Here is a 19,340-nt window from a genome sequence, read left to right as displayed (position 1 = left end):
GGAATCCGATCGGGCCCCTCCCCTTGACTCGATCCTGACGACGCCCGCAGACTTGTTGCGTATCGCGTTGTGCGTTCCCCCATACGCAACAAGCCGCGATCCTCAACAGCACACACCCCCCAGCTCCTCCCGGAGGCCCAGATGCTGCGCGCGTGCACGGTGGACGAACTGCCCCCCGGCGAATCCGTCCGGATCGCGGGGCCCGAGCCGATCGCGGTGTTCAACGCCGACGGTGAGCTCTACGCGATCGGCGACACCTGCAGCCACCAGGACGCGTCGCTGGCCGACGGCTGGCTCGAGGGCTGTTTCGTCGAGTGCCCGCTGCACGCGGCGCTGTTCGACCTGCGCACCGGAATGCCGTCGTGCCTGCCCGCGAAGCAGCCGGTGCGCACGTACGACCTCCACGTGGCCGACGGCGTGATCTACGTGCTGGCCGAAGCCACCGAGCACCTCGAGAACACCGGCGACGCCGCGTGAAGAGCGTCGCGATCGTCGGCGCCTCGCTCGCCGGCGCGCGGGCCGCGCAGGAGCTGCGGGCCCAGGGGTTCGACGGCCACGTCGTGCTCGTCGGGGCCGAACCGCACCTGCCCTACGACCGGCCGCCGCTGTCGAAGGCGTTCCTGGCCGGCACGGCCGACCGCGCGTCGCTCGACCTGCTCGACGCCGACGACACGGCGTCGCTGGAGCTGCGGCTGGGCACCCGCGCCGAACGGCTCGACCCGGCCGGCGGCCGGCTCGTGCTGTCCGACGGCGAGCTGGCGGTCGACGGGATCGTGCTCGCCACCGGCGGCCGCGCGCGCACGCTGCCGGGCACCGAGGGCGTGGCCGGCGTCCACGTCTTGCGCACCCTCGACCACGCGCTCGCGCTGCGGGCCGAGCTGGTGCCGGGCGCGCGGGTCGTGATCGTCGGGGCCGGGTTCATCGGTGCCGAGGTCGCCTCCACCTGCCGCGCGCTCGGGCTCGACGTCACGGTGCTCGAAGCGCTGCCCACCCCGCTCGAACGCGTACTCGGTCCGCAGCTGGCCGAGGTGTGCTCGCGGCTGCACGAACGCCACGGCACGGTGCTGCGCTGCGGCGCCGCGGTCGAGGAGCTCGTGACCCGGGGCGGCCGCGTGACCGGTGTGCGGCTCGTCGGCGGGGAAGAACTGCCGGCCGACGTGGTCGTGGTCGGCGTCGGCATGGTGCCGGCCACCGAGTGGCTGGCCGGTTCGGGTCTCGAGGTCGCCAACGGCGTGCACGTGTCGAGCGGGCTCGTCACCGCGCTGCCCAACGTGGTGGCGATCGGCGATGTCGCCGCGTACACCTCGGCCGAGACCGGCCGGCGGCACCGGCACGAGCACTGGACCAACGCGAGCGAGCAGGCCGGCGTCGCCGTCGCGAACCTGCTGGCCGGCACCACGGCCCGGCACTACTCGCCGAGCGGGTACGTCTGGTCGGACCAGTACGCGGGCACGCTGCAGCTCGCCGGGCACCCGGAGCCCGGCGACGAGATCGTGTTCACCGAAGGTGGTCCCGACGACCCCGCGTTCGTGGCCACCTACCGGCGCGCGGGCGTCACGGTCGGGGTCTTCGCGCTGAACAGCGCCCGGCAGTTCACGCGGCTGCGGCGCCAGGTGTTGCGGCGGCCCGCCCCGGTCGCTTGACTGCCGGGGGATGGAACGCCGCCAGCTGCAGTACTTCCTCGCCGTGGTCGACCACGGCGGCTTCACCAACGCCGCCCGGCGCCTGCACGTCGCCCAGCCTTCACTCTCGCACGCCGTGCGCGCGCTGGAGAAGGAGCTCGGCGGCCTGCTGTTCCACCGCCTGCCCCACGGCGCCACGCTGACGCCCGCGGGTACGGCGCTCGTCGGCCCGGCCCGGCAGATCCTGCGCGACCTGCGCACGGCCGACGCCTCCGTGCGCGAAGTCCTCGGCCTCGGCGGCGGCACCCTCGACCTCGCCTCGCAGACCACGCTCGCCGTCGACCCGCTGGCCCGGCTGCTCGGGCGCTTCCGGGCCGCGCACCCCCAGGTGCTCGTGCGGGTGCGGGCGCCGGAGACCGGCGCGGACGTGGTGAACCGGGTCCGCAATGGACAGAGCGAGGTCGGCCTGGTCGAGTCCGGCGCCGAAACCCCGGGCCTCGCCGGGCTCGATCTCGCCGAGCAGGAGGTGTTCGCGGTGCTGCCGGCGGACTCTTCCGTATGCGACGCGCTTTCCGGCCCGGAACTGGCCGCCCTCGACTTCGTGACCACGCCGCCCGGCACGGCCACGCGCTGGATCGTCGAGGAGGCCCTGCGCGGCACGGCCGAACCGCGCGTGGTCGTGGAGACCGAGCACCGCGCGATGATCGTGCCGCTGGTGCTCGCCGGTGCCGGCGCGGCGCTGCTGCCCCGCGCGATGGCCGAGGACGCCCGGCGCCAGGGCGCGGTCACCGTGCCGCTCGACCCGCCGCTACTGCGCCGCGGCCGCATGGTGTGGCGGCCCGGACCGCTCTCCCCCGCCGCCGAACGCTTTCTGGCGCTGGCCGGCGAGGACCCGGCGAACCAGGACTGATCGGGCGAAGGCCCCATCAAGATCGGCTACCGGCCTGATCGAATTCCGGTCTGGGTCGCGCCCGTCCGGAGCCTGGCCGAGGTGTGCCTCTCACCGTGAAGCTGGTTTCGTCCACTTCGGAAGGAGCCCTTCATGTCCGCGTTCCCCGCCGGGCGCCACGTGCTGCCGCGCCCGGACGTCACCGTGCCGGCGCCGACCGCGCTCGACGTGCGCGACCAACGGGGCGAGGGAACGCCGATCGGGCCGGTACCGCCCCCGCCGGGCGCGCCGAACGTGGTGCTGGTGCTCGTGGACGACCTCGGGTTCGGCACGTCGAGCGCGTTCGGCGGGCCCTGCACCATGCCGACGGCCGACCGGCTCGCGGACGGCGGCCTGCGTTATACGCGCTTCCATGTCACCGCGCTGTGCTCACCGACCCGCCAGGCACTGCTCACCGGCCGCAACCACCACTCCGTGGGCATGGGCGGCACCACGGAGATGGCGACCTCGGCGCCGGGCTACCACGGGTTCCGCCCGCGCAGCGCGGCCACGCTGGCGCAGATCTTGCAGGGAAACGGGTACAGCACCGCCGCGTTCGGCAAGTGGCACCAGACGCCGCCGCGCGAGATCAGCGCCGTCGGACCGTTCGACCGGTGGCCGACCGGCGAGGGTTTCGACACCTTCTACGGGTTCCTCGGCGCGGAGATGAACCACTGGCACCCGTTGCTGTACGAGGGAACCACGCCGGTCGAACCCACCCACGGCCCCGAGGACGGCTACCACCTCACCGAGGACCTGGTGGACCACGCGGTCGACTGGGTCCGCACGCAACGCACGCTCACGCCGGACCGGCCGTTCTTCACCTACCTCGCGCTCGGCGCCGCCCACGCGCCGCTGCACGTCGGCCGCGAGTGGCGCGACCGCCACCGCGGGCGCTTCGACCACGGCTGGGACCGGCAACGCGAGCTCACCCTGGCCCGGCAGAAGGAACTCGGTGTGGTGCCCGAGGACACCGAGCTCGCGCCGTGGGCCGAAGGCGTGCCGCGCTGGCAAGAACTCGACGGCACCCGCCGGACGCTGGCCGCGCGGTTCATGGAGACCTTCGCCGGGTTCGTCGAGCACGCTGACGCGCAGGTGGGCCGGTTCGTGACCGCACTGGACGAGCTCGGCGCGCTCGACAACACCCTGTTCCTCTATTTGCTCGGCGACAACGGCGCGTCCGGCGAAGGCGGCATCGAGGGCACGCTCGTGGAGCACCGGCTCGGGCACGGGCTCGTCGACGACCCGGAGGAGATGATCCGCCACCTCGACGAGATCGGGGAACCGAGCACGTACCCGATCGCGCCGGCCGGCTGGGCGCTCGCGCTGAACACGCCGTACCAGTGGACGAAACAGGTCGCCTCGCACCTCGGCGGCACGCGCGACGGGCTCATCGTGCACTGGCCCGCGGGCGGCGCCGAGGCCGGCGGGCTGCGCCACCAGTACGGCCACGTGATCGACGTGCTGCCCACGATCCTCGACTGCGCCGGCATTCCCGCGCCGCACAGCGTCGACGGGGTGGCGCAGCAGCCGATCGAAGGCGTGAGCCTGCGCGACACGATCAACGACGCCGCCGCGCCCGAGCGCCACCACACGCAGTACTACGAGATGTGCGGCAACCGCGGGATCTACCACGAGGGCTGGACCGCGGTGACCCGCCACGGCGTGCCGTGGGAGATGGTGGCCACCGAGCGGCGGCCCTTCGCCGATGACGTCTGGGAGCTCTACGACCTCACGCGCGACTGGAGTCAGGCCCACGACCTCGCCGCCGAGCACCCGGCGAAGCTGCGGCAACTGCAGGACCTGTTCCTCGTGGAAGCCGCGCGGCACCAGGTGTTCCCGCTCGACGATCGCGTGACCGAGCGCGAAAACCCCGTGCTGGCGGGGCGGCTCGACCTGCTGGGCGCGCGGACGTCGGTGACCTACCGCGGCGGGATGCGCCGCTTCACCGAGGAGACCACGCCCAACGTCAAGAACCGCTCGCACGTGATCACCGCCGACGTCGAGCTGCCGGAGACACCCGCGTCCGGCGTGGTGATCGCGCAGGGTGGCCGCTTCGGCGGCTGGACGCTGTACTTCGCCGACGGCCGCCCCGTCTACGTCTACAACTACTTCGGCCTCGAGCACTTCACCGCGGCGGCGACCGAGCCGCTCGCCCCGGGCCGGCACGAGCTGCGGCTCGAGTTCACCTACGACGGCGGCGGACCCGGCCTCGGCGGCGACGCGATCCTGACCGCCGACGGCGAGAAGCTCGCCGCGGCCCGCGTCGAGCGCACGATCGCCTACTACTTCTCCTTCGACGAGACGCTCGACGTGGGTGTCGACCTCGGCACGCCGGTGTCCGAGGAGTACGCGGCCGGGGCGAACGCGTTCACCGGGACCGTCCACACCGTCCGCGTCGACCTCGGTCCGGCCGCCGAGGTGGCGGACTCCGACGGTGGCCTGCAGCGACGGATCATGGGCGCCCAGTGACCACCCCCGCCTGAGCACCGCGCTGAGCAGCCGTTACCCTAGCTCCCTAGTCAATTGGGGTAAGTGCAGGGCAACGGAGAACACGGTGTTCGAGTTCCGGTTCGAGAGCGGTTCGGGGGTGCCGCCGTACCTGCAGCTGGTGCGGCAGGTCGAGCACGCCGTGCGGCTCGGTGAGCTGCGGCGGGGCGATCAGCTGCCGACCGTGAAAGAGGTCGCGCGGCAGCTCGTGATCAACCCGAACACCGTGCAGAAGGCCTACCGCGAGCTGGACCACCGCGGCATCGTGCGCGGCCGGCCCGGACAGGGCACGTTCGTGGCGCGCGACGATCCGGCGGGCGTCCCGCCCGAACGGCAGGCGCAGCTGCGCGCCGGGTTCGAGCGGTGGATCGACGAGGCCCGCGGTTCGGGGCTCACGATCGCCGACGTCGAGGCGCTCGTGTCCTCCGTGCTCCTGCGCCGCACCCAGCGTTCCGGGAAGGAGAAAGAGTGAGCACACCGGCGATCGCGGCCCGTACTCTCGGCCGGCGTTACGGACGTGCCTGGGGGCTTCGGGACTGCACACTCGACATCGGCGCGGGCCGGGTGGTCGGCCTGGTCGGACCCAACGGTGCGGGGAAATCGACCCTGCTGAACCTGCTGACCGGGCTCCTGCGGCCCACCACGGGTGAGCTCGAGCTGTTCGGGCGCCCGGTGCGGCCGGGCGAGCCCGCCGACGGCGTCGCCTACCTCGACCAGCGGCACGCGCTCTACGAATCGTTCCGCGTGCGCGAGATGCTCGAAGCGGCCCGCCGGCTCAACCGGCGCTGGGACCACCGCGTGGCGCTGGACCGGGTGCGGGAGCTGGGCATCCCGCTGGAGCGCCGCGTCGGCGAGCTCTCCGGTGGCCAGCGCGCGCAGGTGGCGCTCAGCGTCGCCCTCGCGCGGCGGCCGCAGCTGCTCGTGCTCGACGAACCGGTGGCGAGTCTCGATCCGCTCGCGCGCCGCGACCTCATGGGCAGCCTGATGGCGGCGAAGGCCGAGGACGACTGCACAGTGGTGCTGTCCTCGCACGTCGTGTCCGAGCTCGAGCGGTTGTGCGACTACCTGGTGGTGCTCGACCACGGCCGGGTCGTGCTGTCCGGCGACGTCGACGAGCTGATGGCCGCGCACGTGCTGCTCACCGGGCCGTCATCCACTGTCGACGAGGTCCGCGGTGTGCCGGTGTCGGCCGACCGCCGCGGCACCGTGACAGCACTGCTCTTCCGCGGCACACCTCCGCCGCTGCCGCCGGGCTGGCGCGCCGGTCCCGTGTCGCTGGAAGACCTGGTGCTGCACCACCTCGCCGCCGGCCGGCCGACGGAGGTGGCGGCGTGATCTGGGTTTCCTGGCGGCAGGACCGCGCGCGCCTGCTCGCCCTCGCCGCGGTGTTCGTGGCACTGGCGGCGGGGTACGTGGCGATGGGTGCCGGCATGCGCGGCTCGCTGTCCACAGTGGACCTGCCCGGCTGTTTCGCCGGTGCGCCCGACCCGAGGTGCGGCGACTGGCCCGCGCTGATCGCGTTCGTGCACAACTACGCCCAGCTCCTGCTGTCCCTGCTGCCCGCCGCGCTGGGCATGTTCCTCGGCGCACCCGTGGTGGCGGCGGAGCTGGAACACCACACGTTCCGCTTCACGTGGACGCAGTCGGTGACCCGCGGCCGGTGGCTCGGTGCGAAGCTGCTGCTGGGCGGGGCGTTCTCGGTGGCCTACGGGCTCGTGTTCGCCGGCGCCTACGCCTGGTGGTTCGCCCCGGCGACGGACCTCGAAGGCCGGTTCCCGACGTTCGACTTCGGCCTGGTCTCGTTTCCCGCGACGTGCCTGTTCGGGTTCGCGCTCGGAATGGCGGGCGGCGCGGTGTTCCGGCGCACGCTCGCCGGCGCCGCCGTGGCCCTGCTGGGGTTCCTGCCGGTGATCGTGGTCGTGAAGAACTTCGTGCGCCCACACCTGCTCTCCCCCGTGCTCACCGACCAGACCCGCTTCGGCGACCTCACCGTGGGCACGCAGGTGTTCCGCGACCGCGCCGGCGTGATCCACGGGTACGACGAAACCCTCGCGCTGGCCGGGGTTGCGCGGCCGCCGGTGCCCGGCATGGAGCCGGTCGACACGCTGGCGCGGGCCGGATTCACCCGGCTGTACCCCGTGCAGCCGGCCGGGCGGTTCTGGACGTTGCAGCTGCTCGAGGCGGGTCTGTTCGTGGCGCTGGCCGCAGTCTGCGTGGCGCTGACGCTGTGGTGGGTCCGCCGGCGACTGGCCTGAGCACCGCGTACTGCGCCACGGCGCGGGTGAGCACGCGGGCGTCGAGGAAACCCGGCGGCACCCGCCCCGCGTGCAGCCGCTCGCGCACGAGCCGCGCCCGCGCCACGTGCCGGGCGAACGACCGGCTCCGCACGATCCGCGCCCGACAATGCTGCCCGGCCAGCGCTTCCTCGGCGCTCACGTCGAGCCACAGCAGCCGCGCCGGCCGCCGGGTCATCCGCGCGACCACGGCGAGCCATCGGCGCGTGGAGGCGCGCGTGGCGGGCTCGTGCACGACCAGCGGCCCGCGCCGCAGCGCCGCGCACCCCACGATCCGCGCGCGGTGGCACAGGTGCACCACCGGCCGGTAGAGCCGGTACGGCACGGCCGCGGGCAGCACGGCCCGCAGCCGGCCGCGGACCTGGTCGGAGTCCAGCACCCGCAGGTCGCCGGCCGCGTGCCGCAGCATCGTCGTCTTGCCCGCTCCCGGCAGCCCCGCGACCACGAGCAGGTCCCGGTTCCCGAGCTCGATCACGGTGCGTTCCATACCCTGACAACGGGCAACGAAAGGTAATGGTTCCTTTACTCTTCGAGCCGCGGCGAGTCAGGCCTTCGTGACCCGGTGCGCGCCGCCGGTCCGCACGCGGCGGGCCACGAACTTGCCGGCCTCCCAGAGGATCAGCAGACCGACCGCGGGCACCAGCGCCCAGAAGAACTGCGTCAAGGTGAGGTCGGTGGTGCCCAGCAGCTTGTGGAACACGTCCATCTTGATCACGAGCACGGCGAGCACGAACTCGCCGAGCATGGCCCAGTTCATCTGCTTGCTGTCGAAGGTCGCGGTGGTCACAGCGGTGCCCGTCTCACTGCGGCACTCGACGGCGGCGACGATCAGGCACAGCGCGAAGGCCGTGAACGCGATCGTGGCGGCCACGTCCGCGCTGTCGTAGTAGGCCTGCCCGAACGAGAGCAGCAGGAGCAGGCCGACCGTCACGGCCAGCCCGGCGAGCCCGACGGTCACGAACACCGGCCGCGTGAGCACGGATTCGCCGCGGGGCCGCGGTTTCAGGCCCATCAGCCCCGGCGTTTCGCGGTCGAAGCCGAGCGCGAAGCCGAACGGCGCGTTGACCACGAAGTGGATCCACAGCACCTGCGCCGGGGTGAACGGCTCGCCCGCGGCGATGTTGAACAGGCTCGCGCCCAGGAACGTCAGCACGAACACCACGAGCAGCACCAGCACGAAGCGGATGTACTTGGTGAGGTTGTCGTAGATCTTGCGGCCCTGTTCGACGGCGAACACGATCGTCGCGAAGTTGTCGTCCGACAGGATCATCCGGCTCGCGTTCTTCGCGACGTCGGTGCCGCTGCCCATCGCGATGCCGAGGTCGGCGGCCTTGATCGCCGGCGCGTCGTTCACGCCGTCGCCGGTCATGGCGACGACGTCACCCTTCTTCTTCAGCGTGTCGGCCAGGATCACCTTGTGTTCCGGGGAAACCCGCCCGACCACGCCGACGGTGTCGATGCGCGAGAGCCGCTCGGCCTCGGGCAGGTCCGCGAAGTCCGCGCCGAGCACCGCCTCACCGGGGATGCCGAGCTGCTTCGCGATCGCCGCGCCCGTGGTCACGTCGTCGCCGGTCACCATCCGCACGCGGATGTGGGCCGCCTGCGCGCTGGCCACCGCGGCCTTCGACTGCTCGCGCGGCGGGTCGACCATCGCGACCAGGCTCAGCACCTGCAGGTCGGTCACGTAGGAGAGCAGGTCGCCGTCGGCGTCGAACGAGGCCGGGTCGAGGTCGCACTGCGCGGCGGCCATCACGCGCCGGCCCTGGGCTTCCATGCTCTTCATCCGGTCGTGCGCGCGCCGGCGCACGTTCTCGTCCCAGGGCACCGATCCGCTACCCGCCAGAGCGGTGGCGGCGCGGTGCAGCACCGCGGGCGCGGCACCCTTCACGAAGCAGCGCACCACCGCCCGTCCGGTGTCGTCGACGGTCGGGTGGAAGGTGGCCATCAGCTTGTACGACGGGTCGAACGGCAGGGTCGCGGTGCGCGGCAGCTTCTCCCGCGTCGCGTCCGCGTCGAGGCCCGCCTTCGCGCCGAGCACGAGCAGCGCGCCCTCGGTGGGGTCGCCGACGACCTTGCCGTCGACGATCTTCGCGTCACTCGCGAGCAGGTACGGCAGGATCGCGGTCTCGATGCCGCCCGCCGAACCGGCCGCGTGGTGCACCTTGCCGTCGAGTCCGTAACCGATGCCGGTCACGGTGTAGTGGTCGGTCTCGGTCACCACCTCGACGGCGGTCATCTGGTTCATCGTCAGTGTGCCGGTCTTGTCGGAGTTGATCGCCGAGGTGAAGCCCAACGTCTCGACCGAGGGCAGGTCCTTCACGATCGCGTTGCGCTTGGCGAGATCGACGCTGCCGAGCGAAAGTATCACCTGGCTCACTGTCGGCAGTGCCTCGGGGATCGCGGCGATCGCGAGCGAGATCGCGCTCACGAACAGCACGTCCCACGACAGGTCGCGGCTGCGGCCCAGCACGAACATCACGATCATGGTGATGCCCGCGGCCGCGGCGATCCACAGCGTGAGGGTGTTGAGCTGGCGGGTGAGCGGCGACTGCTCGCGCGCGGTGGCCGACAGCATCCCCGAGATCTTGCCCAGTTCGGTGTCCTGGCCGGTGCCGGTCACGATCACCGTGGCGCTGCCGTGGGTGACCGGGCAGTTCATGAACGCCATGTTCGCCTGGTCGCCGGGGCCGAGTTTCCCGGTGGGCAGCGCGGCCGGATCCTTCGCGGCCGGCGTGCTCTCCCCGGTCAGCGCGGATTCGTCGATCTGCAGCGCGTTCGCCGCGACGATCCGGCAGTCGGCCGGCACCTGGTCGCCCGCCGTGAGGAGTACGACGTCGCCGACCACGAGCTGTTCGGCCGGCACCTCCTCCTCCACGCCGTCGCGGCGCACCCGCGCGGTCGCTTTCATCATCGACTTGAGCGCGTTCATCGCGCTCTCGGCCTTGCCTTCCTGGCGCAGCCCCGCGATCGCGTTGCCCACCGTGAGCACCAGCAGCAGCGTCGCCGTGCCCCACTGCCGGATGATCAGCGACACCACGGCGGCCGCGACGAGGATGAGCTGCATGTAACTGCGGTACTGGTCGAGGAACCGCAGCCAGCCGGCTTTCGGCTTTTCCTCGGGCAGCGCGTTGGGCCCGTTCACGCTGAGCCGCTCGGCCGCGGCGGCCGACGAGAGCCCGAACTCGAGGTCGACGCCGAACGCGGAGGCGACGTCGCCGGGCGTGCGGGAGTACCAGTTGTGCTCCTTCACCGGCGTCTGCTGCGGTGGGTGCTCCGGTGCGACCATGTCCGCCCTCCGATCGCCGTGAGCCGAAACGGCGGCCTTCAGTGCTTTTTCTTGCCCTGCTTCTTCTTTTTCTTGCGTTTCTTCGCGGCAGCTTCCGCGTACGGGTCGGCCGGCGCGCCTTCGGGCGCCTGGTCCTCCAGCTCGGCGCGCGCGACGAGGAGATCGGCGCGCCGCTCGTCGCTCACCGTCGGGTAGCGGGGGTCGATGTCGATCAGCGTGTGCGCGAGCACGGCGGCGGCACACGTGCGGGCGAACCACTTGCGGTCGGCCGGGATCACGTACCACGGCGCCCAGTCCGTGCTCGTCGCGGAAAGGACCTTCGAGAACGCGCGCTGGTAGTCGTCCCAGAACCGGCGTTCGCGGGCGTCGGCGGCGGAGAACTTCCAGTTGCGGTCCGGGCGGTCGATTCGCCGGAGGAACCGGGCTCGCTGTTCTTCCTTGGACAGGTTGAGGAACAGCTTCACGACCTTGAACCCGTTGTCGGTCAGGTAGCGTTCCCAGTCGTTGATCTCGCGGAACCGGCGGGCCCACACCTTGCCGTGGCGCGCCGAAGGCGGCAGCCGCTGGCGGTCGAGGTGCTCCGGGTGCACGCGCACCACGAGCACCTCCTCGTAGTGCGAGCGGTTGAAGATCCCGATGTCCCCGCGCGCGGGCAGCCGGCACGCGTAGCGCCACAGGTAGTCGTGGTCGAGTTCCTCCGAGGAAGGCACCTTGAAGCCGCTCACGCTCACGCCCTGCGGGTTGACCCCGCTCATCACGTGACGGATCGTGCCGTCCTTGCCGCCGGCGTCGAGCGCCTGCAGGCACACGAGCACGCCGTAGGTGTTCTGCGCGGCCAGGCGCCGCTGGTAGTCGGCCAGCAGCGCGACGCCGGCCGCGAGCAGCTCACGGCCGTCCTTCTTGCGCAGCCGGTCGCCGCGGTAGGCCGGGTCGAAGTCCCGCGCGAGGCGCACCTTCGAACCCGGCTCCACCCGCAACGGCCTGATGAACTCCGCGATCCGCTCGGCCCGCTCGTCGCCCGCCATGGTCCGGTCCTCTTCCGCCGACCAGGGTCGTACGCCCCGGCGACGCCTGAACCTCTCAGGCCGCGGCCGTCGCCGCCTCACCTGCGGCGGGTGATCCGGTCAGCCGCGCACCCCGAGGTCACGCAGGATCTGGTCCGCGACGCGGTCGGTGCTCCCGTCGGGTATCCGGTGCGCGGTGAGCGCGGCCCACAGCGTGCGGCGGCCGCGCACATACACCAGCACACCCGAACCGGCGGCGGCGATGGCGGCCAGCGAATCATGCACCGCCCGCGCGCACCCGCAGTGGCGGGCGCCGAACGCGTCGCCGGCTGGGCACTCCACGTGGACGCGCACCACCGCGCCGCGGCCGAGCTCGCCGTGCACAAGGGCGACGTGCTCGCCGCCCGCCACGAGGTCGCGGTACCCGAGCGCGCGAAAACCCCCGTGTGGCAAGGGAAGCCGGGCCACCGCGGCCCGCTCGACGAGCCGCTCGTGGGCGTGGCGGTAGGCGATCAGTTCCGACACCGTCACCCACGGCAGGCCCTCGGCGGCCACGTCGAGCTCCACGAACGCCGCGACGGGCTCGACACCCGCGATGCGCGCGAGGTCCACCGCCGCGTCGGCGAGGCCGGGGTTTTCGAGCACCCCGAGCTCGCGCGTGCGGGTCGGGAACACCGGCCCCGGCACGCGGAAGTCCTCGCGCTGCGCGCCGGGATCGGCCAGCGCACGCAGGGTGCGCGCCGGCGCCGCGCCACCACTTCGGTGGGCGACACCGACGTGGACGTCGGAGCCCGCCACCATGGCCGGGATCCGCAGCCGCCCGAGCCACGCGCCGGGCAGCGCGCAGCCGACCGGCCCGCCGTGGGCGGCCAGGTACCGCACCGTCGCGCCGGTCACGAGCCCGGCGGCGGCGACCAGCGCCGTGCCCGCCTCGCCCGCGATCAGCACCACCTCACCCCGGGCCAGGGCCGCGGCGGCCTCGGCGACACCCGAGAAGCCGGTGTCCCCGTCCGCCGCGACCGCTTCCCGGGCCGGTGACAGCGTCACGCGGCGCTCCACAACCGCGCGAAGCCGCACACCTGCCGGCCCACCGTGGCCAGCTGGTCGCCCACCTTCGCATCGGTGATCGCGCCCTCGGCGTCGAACGGCTTGGTGGCCGAGTTCACCACGACCCCCAGCGGCGTCGGCCAGCCACGCAGGGCGTGGACCGTCGAGCGCAGCGACGTCAGCGTGGTGACCCCGGCCTGCCAGCCGCCCGTGGCGACGACGCAGCCCACGGCCTTGCCGTCGAGGTAGGGCACCGGGTCCTCGGCGAGTTCCTGCAGGTGGTCGAGCGCGTTCTTCAGCAGCCCCGAGATCCCGCCGTGGTAGCCGGGCACCGAAAGCACCAGCGCGTCGGCTCGCCGCACGGCTTCGAGCAGCCGCACGGCCTCGTCGGTCAGCGGTGCCACGCCCGGGTCGTACATCGGCAGGGTCAGCTCGGCGGCGGTGATCAGCTGGGTCTCGGCACCCTCGGCGGCGGCCGCCGCGAGCGCGTGCCGCAGCGCGCGCTCGGACGTGGACCCCGGCCGCAGCGTGCCGCCGATCCCCAGCACGCGCACGGGATTTCCCCCGGTGCTCAGCAATGCGGTCATCGTCGACTCCTTCAGCCGGCCGGGACGAGCGACGGGGCGGGCAGGCCCAGGCTCTCGCGCAGGGTGTCGTGCTCGTAGTCGGTGTGGAACAGGCCGCGCCGCTGCAGTTCGGGCACGAGCATGTCCACGGCGTCGTGCACTCCCGAGGGCAGCATGTCGACCATCAGGGTGAAGCCGTCGGCCGCGCCGGCCAGCAGGCGTTCCTGCATCTGGTCGGCGACCTGCTCGGCGGTGCCGACGACCTGGTGGTGCCCGCCGCCGTAGCTGCCGATGAGCTCGCGCACGGTGAGGTCCTCCTTCACCGCGAGGCTCACGATGCTGCGGCGGAAACCGATCGAGCCGGTGAACTCCTCGTCCGGGCCGAGCACGTGCGCGGGGAACTTCTCGTCGAGCTTGAGCACCTCCACCGGCAGGCCGACGCGCTTGGAGAGCTTCTTGATGTTCGCGGTCACGCCGAACACCTCGTCCATGAGCTGCTTGCGCTCCTGCGCGGCCTGCTCGGTCGCGCCGAGCACCACGGACATGCCGGGCAGGATCTTGATGCTGTCGGGGTGGCGGCCGTACTCGGCGGCGCGGCGGCGCATGTCGTCGCGGAAGGCCACGGCGTCCTCCAGCACGTGCTGCGCGGTGAACACCACGTCGGCGAACTTGGCCGCCTGGTCGCGGCCGCGGTCGGACGAACCGGCCTGGAAGATCACCGGCCGGCCCTGCGGCGAGCGCGCGAACGGCATCGGGCCCTTCACCGCGAAGTAGTCGCCGACGTGGTTGATCTCGTGCACGCGGTCGGGGTCGGCGAACACACCGGCTTCCTTGTCCCCGACCAGCGCGCCTTCCTCCCAGCTGTCCCACAGCTTGAGCACCACGTCGATGAACTCGTCGGCGCGCGCGTAGCGGGCCGCGTGGTCGGGGTGGGCGCCGCCGCCGAACATCTCCATCACCGTGGGGTTCTGCGTGGCGATGGAGTTCCAGCCGACGCGGCCCTCGCTCAGGTGGTCGAGCGTGGCGAAGCGGCGCGCGAGGTCGTAGGGCTGGTTGTAGGTGGTCGACGCGGTGCCGACCAGGCCGATCTTCTCGGTGATGCCGGCCATCAGCGACAGCACGGTCACCGTGTCCAGCGCGCCGCACGGGCGCTCGGTGCCCACTTCCTGGTTGGTCATCTGCTCGGCGAGGAAGATCGCGTGCAGCTTGCCGGCCTCGGCGGTGCGGGCGATGTCCTTGTAGAGCGCGGGCGTCAAGTGGTCACCGGCGTCGCCTTCGCGCGCCATCCACGCGCCGGTGTGCATGCCGAGGCCGTGCATGAGCGCGGCCGTCAGGATCATGGAGGGGGTGCCGGCGTCCACTGGGGGTCTCCTTGGCGTCGTCGGGGATCAGGGCCACGATCGACGCTAGGTTCGCGCCGCGGCGGCGACCAGCGGCGTCTGGTGACGGGATCCCTTAGCGCGGCTAACACCTCGGGTCAGGCCAGGTCCTCCGGCGTGGTGCCCTCGGCCACCGTGACGTCGTCGAACCAGCCGCTGCCCGGCTCCCCCGGCGGCCGGTCGAACGCTGCGACGTAGGGCTTGAGGTCGAGGATCGGCGTGCCGTCGAGCAGGTCGACACCCGCGAACCGCACGGTGGTGCCGCTGACCTCGAGGAGCCGCACGAGGCTGAGCCCGATCGGGTTCGGCCGCCTCGGCCCGCGCATCGCGAAGATGCCCATCCGACGCTGCGTGCGGCGCAGCAGGTAGGGCACCTGGGTGAGGCTCGTCAGCGGCCGGTCGGGGCGGTCGAGCCAGCTGAGCAGCCACGCGTACTCGAACTGCTCCAGCCCGTCGAGTCCCTCGGCGTACTCCTCGGCGATCTCCAGCACGCCTTCCTCACCGCGGTTGGCGCCGGCTTGCACGGGTGTGCGGTCGAGTTCGGTGCGGGCCGTGCGGACGTACCCGATCACCGGCAGCGGACACTCCATTCAGGACCGTTCCACTGTGGACACTTCTACTGTGGACAGCTTGGTGATCGCGTCGACCAGCGCGGGCCACGCCGGCCCGTCCGCCACGACCACGTCGAGGTGGTCGGCACCGGGCACCAGCACCAGCTCCGCGCCGGTCGCGGCGGCGTACTCACGCGAAAGCCGGACGGGCAACGCCGAATCGACTTCGCCGTGGAAGACCACGACCGGACCGGGCGGCGTGCCGAGCGCGGTGGGGTCGACCTCGGCGTAGCGGTCGGGCACCTCGTCCGGGCCACCGCCCAGCAACTGCTCCACCGGACCTTCGGGATCACGACGATGGGCGTCGGCGAGCCCGGCCACCGGCGCGAGCGCGACGACCCCGGGCGCGCCGGGCCGATGCGCGGCCCACAGCGCGAGCGTGCCGCCGGCCGAATGCCCCAGCACCACCAGCCGCTTCGGATCGACGCGGCCCGGCGCCGCGGCCTCGATCAGGCCCGGCACCGTGTCCACGGCGAGTCCGGTGTCGGTGAAGGTCTCCGGCCAGCCACCCCCGGCACCGGGCCGCCGGTACTCCACGTTGGCCACCGCGAACCCGTCCCGCGCCAGCCCCCGGGCCAACGGCTCGACGTACCCGCGGTCGACCTCGGGTCGCCAGGATCCGCCGTGCAGCAGAACAACGAGGGGCGCGGGAGTGGTGGTGGCGGGGAGGAAGACGTCGGCAAGCTGGTCGGGCTCGGGCCCGTACCGCACGGAAAGATCCATGCGGCCCAGCCTAGCGAGATTCCGGCTCAAGCTTGGCGAGTTTCGGGACCAGCACGAGCGAAGCGAGCGCCAGACAGCCACCCACGAGGATCGGGGCGCGAACGCCCGCGGCGGTGCCGAGGACACCGCCCAGCGCCGCGCCGACCGGGATGCCGCCCCAGCCGATCAGCCGGTACGCGCTGTTCACCCGGCCTCCCAGCTCGCGGGGCACCAGTCGCTGGCGAAGCGAGACAGCCTGCACGTTCCACACCACGATGCCGAAACTGCCCAGCGCGTACATTCCGCTTACGAGCACCACGGACGTCGCGAACGAAGCCGCCACCAGCGCGGCGCCGATGGCCGCGATCGCGAGACCGATGCGCACGCCGAGCGACAACCGGCGCTTGAGCGGACCGGCCGCGAACGACCCCAGCACCCCACCGGCGGCGCCCGCCGCGAGCACCAGGCCGTAACCGAATTCGGGCGCGTGCAACGTCCGCACCACGAGCAGCACCAGCACCGACGTGCCGAGCTGCACGGCCAGCGCCGCGAGGCCGAGCTCGACCGCGAGCAGCCGCAACCCTCGGTGACGCCACAGCCAGCGCACTCCTTCGGCGATGTCCGCCCGCAGCGACCGGCCCGACCGCACCGCCACCGCCGGGCGCGCCCGCACGAACCACACCAGCAGCGCCGCCAGCGCGAACGATGCCGCGTCCACCACCAGCGGTGCCCCCGTCGAGGCTGCGAACAAGGCCGCACCCAACGGCGGCCCGATGAACTGCAGCCCGATGATCTGGCTGCCTTGCAGCCGCCCGTTGGCGGCGTCCAGCCGTTCCGGCGCGACCACGTCCGGCAACAGCGCCGTGGACGCGTTGTCGAACACCGTCTCCGCGCTGCCGAGCGCGAACGCCAGCACCACCAGCAGTGCGAGTGGCGGTGGCGCCGCGAACACCCAGGCGGCGGCACCGGCCACCAGCACGGCGCGGGCCGCGTCCGTACGCCACATCAACGTGCGGCGGTCGAACCGGTCGGCGAGCGCCCCGCCGAACAGCGAGAACACCAGCCACGGCACCGCACCGGCCACCGCGACGGTGGTGACCGCGCCCGGCGTCGGCGACACCGTGACCGCCAGCAGTGGCAGCACGGCCACGCGCACACCATCGCCGATCACCGAGACCGACGCGCCCGCCCACACCCGGGCGAAGTCCCGCCCCAGCCGCTCCCCCTGCGCCACCACCCGGCCATCCTGCCAGGATGGCGAACCCCACCCACCAGCGAGATCGCGCCGGCTTCCGGATTCGGCGGTGCGATCGGCCCCCGGCCGATCTCGACCGCCGAATCCGGAAGCCGGCTTGAAGGCGATCTCGCACGCCCTGCCGAAGGCGGGGCAGAAGATACAGCCCTACTTCACCACTTCGACGACATCACCCGGGTGCAGCGTGTTGTAGAACGCCACCGCGTCCGCGTGCGAGAGATGCACGCAGCCGTGCGACTGCACCTTCAGGCTGCCCTGGTGGAACGCCACCCCGGTGTTCGTGAAGAAGACCGAGTACGGCATGGGGCCGTTGAACTGCTTGCTGTAGTGGTCGATGTCCTTGTACTGCACGTGGAACGTGCCGGCCGGCGTCGGATAGGCCGGTTTGCCGACGGTGATCGGCACGCCGCCGCGTACGACGGTTCCGTGGTCCATCAGCCAGGCCGTGCCGGTGTGCAGCTGCACGCAGGCTTTCGCCTGGGCACTGCAGGGTGCGGTGGCCGCGTTCGCGCTGTCGGCGAAGCCGATCGTGGCCGCGACCGCCGCCGCGCCCGCCAAGGCTGCCGTGATCCTCCACTTCATCGTTCTGCCTCCCGTTCAGTCAGAGGAAGAATTCCCCGGATGCGGCGCTTCCAATCAGGAAGATCACGGGACAACGGAAGAACACGCGCGGCCGCGGAGGTCAGCGGGTGCGCCAGGAAAGCGGTGACAGCGTCAAGGCCGCGGCGGCCAGGCGCCGCGCCGTCTCGGTGAACAGGCCCGCACGCGCCGAGTCCACCCACTCCTCCACTGTGGACACCCCGGCCGCGCGGTACTCCAGGGCCTGCAGGAGCATCTCCAGCTTGTCGGCGTCCTTGGCGCACCGCGCCTCCACCGAAGCCCGGGCCTCGTACTCGGCCACCGCCTCCCGCACGACGGTGCCCGAGCCCGACGGCAACGCGGCCGTCTGGTCGGCCGTGATCGCGCGCGGGTCGGGCTTCACCAGGTACGGTGCGGCCGAATGCGGCAGATCACCCGTCCGGGTTTCCTGCGTGTCGTGCCAGATCGCGAGGAACGCGGCGCGCTCGGGCGAGGCGCCTTCTTCGGCCGCCAGCAGCGCGGCGAGCTGCGCCGCGCGCACGCTGTGCTCGGCCACCGACTCGGGATCACGCACGCCGGCCTGCCACCAGCCGCTGCGGCGCACGCGCTTGAGCACGCCGAGCTCGTACCCGAACGCCGCCAGCGCGGCGGCACTGTCCTCAGTGGCCGCGGAGTGCTCGGTGGGGGAAGGGGCCTCGTCCGTCATGGCCGCCAGCGTAGATCAGGAGTTGAGCACCTGGTCGGTGTAGAACCGCGTGATGTGGTCGGCCACGAGGTCGGCCGCGCGATCGCCCTCGCCGGCCTCGATGGCCCGCAGGATCGCCTCGTGCTCGGTGACCAGGCCGGCCGCCACGGCGCGCCAGTCGGGCAGCCGGGCGAACGCCGCCGCCATCTCCGATTCGACGGCCCCGCGCAGCGCCTGCATCAGGTCGGTGGCCAGCGCGTTGCCCGAGATCCGCGCGATGGTCACGTGGAACTCGGTGTCGAGGGCGTTGAACTGCTGGTACTCCTGGTCGGCCGCGCGCATGCCCTCGACGAGCTCGGCCAGGCGGGCCACGTCCTCGGGCGTGCGGGTGGCCGCGGCGCCGCGGGCGGCGTTGCGCTCCAGCTGCACGCGCGTCTCCACCAGGTCGGCCAGGCTGATCCGGGCCAGCGCGAGGTGCAGCCGCAGCAGGTTGGTCAGCGCCGGGGTCGAGCGCGCCGTGACGACGGAGCCGGCGTCGGCACCCGAACCCGTGCGGGCCTCGATGATGCCCATCGCCTCGAGCGCGCGCAGCGCTTCGCGGACGCTGGTGCGGCTCACACCGAGCGCGGTGACGAGGTCCCGTTCGCTGGGGAGCTTCTCCCCCGCCCGCAGGCTGCCGTCGAGGATCTTCTCCTCGATCTGCGCCAGTACCTGTTCGTGCATCCGCACGCGGCGGACCGGCTCCCAGGCCGCTTCGGTCGTCATGGCCGGGTCACCGGCGACTTCGGGGACATCACGGTGTTCACGCTCCTGCCCGGGTTCGTGCGACCCGATCGAGGACGGCCGCGGCGAGAGGGTCTGCCTGCGAACCCCGTCGGGCGGGGTCCGATCA

At 72.5% G+C, this 19,340-nt stretch carries 18 protein-coding genes; 6 read left to right on the top strand and 12 right to left on the bottom strand.

Annotation, left to right across the window (positions count from 1 at the left end; translation table 11 throughout):
- Positions 1 to 141 precede the first annotated feature (141 nt).
- From VSH64_RS11815 to VSH64_RS11790, 6 genes are all read left to right on the top strand, one after another.
- Complete coding sequence (locus VSH64_RS11815; protein WP_326835597.1) at positions 142 to 477, top strand: bifunctional 3-phenylpropionate/cinnamic acid dioxygenase ferredoxin subunit; 336 nt, start codon at positions 142 to 144, stop codon at positions 475 to 477.
- Complete coding sequence (locus tag VSH64_RS11810) at positions 474 to 1,643, top strand: NAD(P)/FAD-dependent oxidoreductase (protein ID WP_326835596.1); 1,170 nt, start codon at positions 474 to 476, stop codon at positions 1,641 to 1,643. Before VSH64_RS11815 ends, VSH64_RS11810 begins: the two co-directional genes overlap by 4 nt.
- Before the next feature lie 10 nt (positions 1,644 to 1,653).
- On the top strand, positions 1,654 to 2,532 hold the full coding sequence (locus VSH64_RS11805) for a LysR family transcriptional regulator (protein ID WP_326835595.1): 879 nt from the start codon (positions 1,654 to 1,656) through the stop codon (positions 2,530 to 2,532).
- 132 nt (positions 2,533 to 2,664) lie between these two features.
- Positions 2,665 to 5,022 carry an arylsulfatase gene (locus VSH64_RS11800; RefSeq protein ID WP_326835594.1) on the top strand — a complete coding sequence of 786 codons (2,358 nt, stop codon included), beginning with the start codon at positions 2,665 to 2,667 and terminating at the stop codon, positions 5,020 to 5,022.
- Positions 5,023 to 5,107: 85 nt separating this feature from the next.
- Positions 5,108 to 5,512 (top strand): GntR family transcriptional regulator, encoded by a 405-nt coding sequence (locus tag VSH64_RS11795; RefSeq protein WP_326835593.1) that lies wholly within the window; start codon positions 5,108 to 5,110, stop codon positions 5,510 to 5,512.
- Positions 5,509 to 6,375 carry an ABC transporter ATP-binding protein gene (locus VSH64_RS11790; protein ID WP_326835592.1) on the top strand — a complete coding sequence of 289 codons (867 nt, stop codon included), beginning with the start codon at positions 5,509 to 5,511 and terminating at the stop codon, positions 6,373 to 6,375. Before VSH64_RS11795 ends, VSH64_RS11790 begins: the two co-directional genes overlap by 4 nt.
- A 786-nt stretch (positions 6,376 to 7,161) precedes the next feature.
- Here the strand turns inward: VSH64_RS11790 and VSH64_RS11785 are convergent.
- From VSH64_RS11785 to VSH64_RS11730, 12 genes are all read right to left on the bottom strand, one after another.
- Positions 7,162 to 7,809, bottom strand: coding sequence for an AAA family ATPase (locus tag VSH64_RS11785; protein ID WP_326835591.1), 648 nt, complete (start codon positions 7,807 to 7,809; stop codon positions 7,162 to 7,164).
- A 69-nt stretch (positions 7,810 to 7,878) separates the two neighbouring features.
- Positions 7,879 to 10,620 carry a cation-translocating P-type ATPase gene (locus VSH64_RS11780; protein WP_326835590.1) on the bottom strand — a complete coding sequence of 914 codons (2,742 nt, stop codon included), beginning with the start codon at positions 10,618 to 10,620 and terminating at the stop codon, positions 7,879 to 7,881.
- Between the two features lie 38 nt (positions 10,621 to 10,658).
- The gene (locus VSH64_RS11775) at positions 10,659 to 11,645 is read right to left on the bottom strand and encodes a PPK2 family polyphosphate kinase (RefSeq protein ID WP_326835589.1); all 987 of its coding nucleotides are present in this window, start codon (positions 11,643 to 11,645) and stop codon (positions 10,659 to 10,661) included.
- A 99-nt stretch (positions 11,646 to 11,744) separates the two neighbouring features.
- Positions 11,745 to 12,671: a 3,4-dihydroxy-2-butanone-4-phosphate synthase gene (locus VSH64_RS11770; RefSeq protein ID WP_326835588.1), complete on the bottom strand. Its 927-nt coding sequence runs from the start codon at positions 12,669 to 12,671 to the stop codon at positions 11,745 to 11,747.
- The gene (locus VSH64_RS11765; protein ID WP_326835587.1) at positions 12,668 to 13,258 is read right to left on the bottom strand and encodes an NADPH-dependent FMN reductase; all 591 of its coding nucleotides are present in this window, start codon (positions 13,256 to 13,258) and stop codon (positions 12,668 to 12,670) included. Before VSH64_RS11765 ends, VSH64_RS11770 begins: the two co-directional genes overlap by 4 nt.
- Before the next feature lie 11 nt (positions 13,259 to 13,269).
- A complete protein-coding gene (locus tag VSH64_RS11760) occupies positions 13,270 to 14,598 on the bottom strand; it encodes an NtaA/DmoA family FMN-dependent monooxygenase (protein WP_326835586.1) in 1,329 nt (442 codons plus the stop codon).
- A 116-nt stretch (positions 14,599 to 14,714) separates the two neighbouring features.
- Positions 14,715 to 15,206 (bottom strand): tRNA (N6-threonylcarbamoyladenosine(37)-N6)-methyltransferase TrmO, encoded by a 492-nt coding sequence (gene tsaA, locus VSH64_RS11755; protein ID WP_326835585.1) that lies wholly within the window; start codon positions 15,204 to 15,206, stop codon positions 14,715 to 14,717.
- Entirely contained in the window at positions 15,207 to 15,950 is a 744-nt protein-coding gene (locus tag VSH64_RS11750) for an alpha/beta hydrolase family protein (RefSeq protein ID WP_326835584.1), read from the bottom strand.
- Positions 15,951 to 15,960: 10 nt separating this feature from the next.
- Complete coding sequence (locus tag VSH64_RS11745; RefSeq protein ID WP_326835583.1) at positions 15,961 to 17,166, bottom strand: MFS transporter; 1,206 nt, start codon at positions 17,164 to 17,166, stop codon at positions 15,961 to 15,963.
- A gap of 165 nt (positions 17,167 to 17,331) precedes the next feature.
- Positions 17,332 to 17,766 carry a L,D-transpeptidase gene (locus tag VSH64_RS11740; RefSeq protein WP_326835582.1) on the bottom strand — a complete coding sequence of 145 codons (435 nt, stop codon included), beginning with the start codon at positions 17,764 to 17,766 and terminating at the stop codon, positions 17,332 to 17,334.
- 100 nt (positions 17,767 to 17,866) lie between these two features.
- The gene (locus VSH64_RS11735) at positions 17,867 to 18,469 is read right to left on the bottom strand and encodes an HD domain-containing protein (RefSeq protein ID WP_326835581.1); all 603 of its coding nucleotides are present in this window, start codon (positions 18,467 to 18,469) and stop codon (positions 17,867 to 17,869) included.
- A gap of 15 nt (positions 18,470 to 18,484) precedes the next feature.
- Positions 18,485 to 19,213 carry a FadR/GntR family transcriptional regulator gene (locus VSH64_RS11730; RefSeq protein ID WP_326835580.1) on the bottom strand — a complete coding sequence of 243 codons (729 nt, stop codon included), beginning with the start codon at positions 19,211 to 19,213 and terminating at the stop codon, positions 18,485 to 18,487.
- Positions 19,214 to 19,340 lie beyond the last annotated feature (127 nt).

The organism is Amycolatopsis rhabdoformis (genome assembly GCF_035918295.1).
GTDB classification, from domain to species: domain Bacteria; phylum Actinomycetota; class Actinomycetes; order Mycobacteriales; family Pseudonocardiaceae; genus Amycolatopsis; species Amycolatopsis rhabdoformis.
The sequence above is the reverse complement of the archived record's forward strand: the minus strand, read 5'-3'. Positions and strand labels throughout refer to the sequence as shown.

Bases quoted from the DNA above. Each gene is read 5' to 3' on its own strand.
- VSH64_RS11815 (WP_326835597.1), top strand. From the start codon at position 142: ATGCTGCGCGCGTGCACGGTGGACGAACTGCCCCCCGGCGAATCCGTC.
- VSH64_RS11805 (WP_326835595.1), top strand. From the start codon at position 1,654: ATGGAACGCCGCCAGCTGCAGTACTTCCTCGCCGTGGTCGACCACGGC.
- VSH64_RS11800 (WP_326835594.1), top strand. From the start codon at position 2,665: ATGTCCGCGTTCCCCGCCGGGCGCCACGTGCTGCCGCGCCCGGACGTC.
- VSH64_RS11780 (WP_326835590.1), bottom strand. From the start codon at position 10,620: ATGGTCGCACCGGAGCACCCACCGCAGCAGACGCCGGTGAAGGAGCAC.
- VSH64_RS11775 (WP_326835589.1), bottom strand. From the start codon at position 11,645: ATGGCGGGCGACGAGCGGGCCGAGCGGATCGCGGAGTTCATCAGGCCG.
- VSH64_RS11765 (WP_326835587.1), bottom strand. From the start codon at position 13,258: ATGACCGCATTGCTGAGCACCGGGGGAAATCCCGTGCGCGTGCTGGGG.
- tsaA (WP_326835585.1), bottom strand. From the start codon at position 15,206: ATGGAGTGTCCGCTGCCGGTGATCGGGTACGTCCGCACGGCCCGCACC.
- VSH64_RS11750 (WP_326835584.1), bottom strand. From the start codon at position 15,950: ATGGATCTTTCCGTGCGGTACGGGCCCGAGCCCGACCAGCTTGCCGAC.
- VSH64_RS11740 (WP_326835582.1), bottom strand. From the start codon at position 17,766: ATGAAGTGGAGGATCACGGCAGCCTTGGCGGGCGCGGCGGCGGTCGCG.
- VSH64_RS11735 (WP_326835581.1), bottom strand. From the start codon at position 18,469: ATGACGGACGAGGCCCCTTCCCCCACCGAGCACTCCGCGGCCACTGAG.
- VSH64_RS11730 (WP_326835580.1), bottom strand. From the start codon at position 19,213: ATGACGACCGAAGCGGCCTGGGAGCCGGTCCGCCGCGTGCGGATGCAC.